This window comes from Campylobacter portucalensis, assembly GCF_009690845.1.
GTDB lineage: Bacteria > Campylobacterota > Campylobacteria > Campylobacterales > Campylobacteraceae > Campylobacter_B > Campylobacter_B portucalensis.
This window is the reverse complement of sequence record NZ_VWSJ01000037.1, coordinates 1-1,974: the sequence shown is the minus strand read 5'-3', so window position 1 is coordinate 1,974 and position 1,974 is coordinate 1. Positions and strand designations below refer to the sequence as shown.

The window sequence follows — 1,974 nt, the reverse complement described above, 5'->3', positions numbered from 1 at the left end:
TTAGATCTGTATTTTGTATTTGCAACAATTTTAAGTTTAAAAATATTTAAATAAAAACAAAAAAATAATGCAATTTAGCTCAACACAAATAACTTCCTTGAGAAAATTTAATCTTTCCACGCTGTTTAACGACTGCTTTTATAGCACTTATTAAATAATCTATATCATCTTTTGAGTGAGTATAATGAAGACTGATTCTAACAAATCCTGGCTTTTCTTCTACGCTAATTCCATCTTTTATATCCATTAAATCGTGTGCGTATGGTCCAGCACAAGAGCACCCCGCTCTAGTTTCTACGCTATATTTTTGACTTAAAATTGCACTAAAATCATAAGGATTGAAGCCTTTTACATTAAAAGAAAAAATAGGTAATTTGCAATTTACATCCTTAGCGTATAAATTTATATCATCTATTTTTAAAATTTTTTCTAAAAAATAGTCTTTAAGCATATTTTCACGCTCTTTGATAAATTTAATCCCGACATCTTTTCTTAATTTAAAAGCTAAAAAAGATTTAATTAGTTGAATAATCCCTGGTGTTCCACCATCTTCAAGTTTTTCTTTATCAATCTTAAAAATTTCTCCAACTCTACTTACATATCTAACAGTCCCACCGCTAGCAAAAGTTGGCTCATCGCTTTTGCAAAGCTCTTTTTTGATAGCAAGAAGCCCACATCCACCAACTCCGCCTAAAAGTTTATGCGATGATAAAAATAAAGCATCATAAAATCCGCTATCAATGTCATCATGAGAGATAAAAGATGATCCATCAAGTGCAACTATCCCGCCATATGATTTTACCATCAAAAAAAGTCTCATATAATCGCTAATAACTCCTGTGATATTAGAAGCTACACTAAATGAGGCTATAATTTTTCTATTTTTGTTCTGTTTTAAAATATTGTTTAAATCATCAAAATCAATCTTACCATCCATAAGCCCTATTCTTTTAACCTCACACAATCCATATCTATAACTTATCTCATTTGAGTGATGTTCATAAGGAGAAACAAGCACAAGCGGTAAATTTGATAAATTTTTTATATCTAAATTTAAAAAATCTCTAGTTGCTGGTGGGATATAAATTCCTATCAACTCTTGAAATTTTTTAATCGCAGCTGTTGCACCTGTTCCGCATGGCATAAGATAAAATTTATCATCAAGATTTAAAAAATCTTTTAATATATTTCTTGCACTCTCATAATACTCACTTGTCAGTCTTGAATGTTCGCTAGCCTCTGAATGCGTATTTGAATAAGTTGGTAAAATTCTTAAAATTTCATCTTCTATCGGTTTATAAGCAAGACTTGAAGCAGTATAATCAAAATAATACACACCTTGCTTTAAAATTATATTTTTTTTAATTTGCTCTAAATCCACTATTTTTCCTCAAATTTTTTGAAATTATATCAAAAAATGGTAAAATTAACTTTTGAAGGAGTTTGAAATTTATAGTTTTAAAAGTAGTTTTGACAGATTTAACCACCTAGAAATCGATGATATATTTAAATTTCATATAATTTTTGATGATTTAAAACTAAACGATAAACACAACGATATTTTTATGGCTATAAAAACTGAAATTTTATATAAATTTAAAGAGATTTCAAAAAGATTTGAATTTGATAGTGATACCAAAAAAGCTCTAATAAAACTTGCTAAAAGCGATAGAAAAAAATTTGGTGTAAATAAAATCCTGCCTCGCTATAAAGCACAAAAAATCATAAATGAGCTTTTAGAAACTGGCTTTTTAGAATTAGAATTAAGCCGTGAGAAAAAGCCTACTCCACTTAGAAAAAATGAAAAACTCCCAAAACATTTAAGACGATATGTAGTGCATAATAAAATCAACTTTAAAAGCCATTTTGCAAGATTTTGGTTTAGATTTATTGAGCCAAATTTAAAGCTTTTAGAAGCTAAAGAATTTGAAGCTGTTTTAGAAAAAATAAAGCATAATTTTGATAATTACTCAA

At 28.1% G+C, this 1,974-nt stretch carries 1 protein-coding gene and 1 pseudogene; one reads left to right on the top strand and one right to left on the bottom strand.

From position 1 onward, the window contains the following. Positions 1-79 precede the first annotated feature (79 nt). Positions 80-1,381, bottom strand: a complete 1,302-nt coding sequence (locus tag F1B92_RS07960; protein ID WP_326833136.1) for an aminotransferase class V-fold PLP-dependent enzyme — start codon at positions 1,379-1,381, stop codon at positions 80-82. Positions 1,382-1,433: 52 nt separating this feature from the next. On the opposite strand from F1B92_RS07960, the pseudogene F1B92_RS07955 reads away from it, so the two are divergent. After that, positions 1,434-1,974: pseudogene (locus tag F1B92_RS07955) on the top strand (DUF234 domain-containing protein); the annotation flags it as partial.